We start from the raw sequence: 278 nt of genomic DNA, 5'->3' as shown, positions 1-278 counted from the left end.
GGGCGGCCGCCATCACCGCCCCGTAGGCGAGACAGGCGCTGCCGAGCAGGATTCCGTTGCGGACGACGAGCCGGCGGGCGGCGTCGACCTGCCCGGCCGCGGGCAGCCGGCTGATCTCGGGCAGGATCATGTTCAGCAGCGCGCTCGCGGGGATGCGCAGCGGCGCGTAGAGCACGATCGTGGCGGCGATCGGCGCGTAGGCGGCGGGCCAGGCCAGGAGCGCCAGCAGCAGGGTCAGCCCCTGACCCTGGACCGTCAGGCTGGTGACGCCGGCGAGC

At 75.2% G+C, this 278-nt stretch carries 1 pseudogene; it reads right to left on the bottom strand.

Annotation, left to right across the window (positions count from 1 at the left end):
- A pseudogene (locus ACLBYB_RS33510) lies at positions 1-278 on the bottom strand (hypothetical protein); the annotation flags it as partial.

The organism is Methylobacterium sp. D54C (assembly GCF_053345595.1).
Note: the sequence above shows the minus strand (reverse complement) of the source record. Positions and strands in the feature narration are given on the sequence as shown.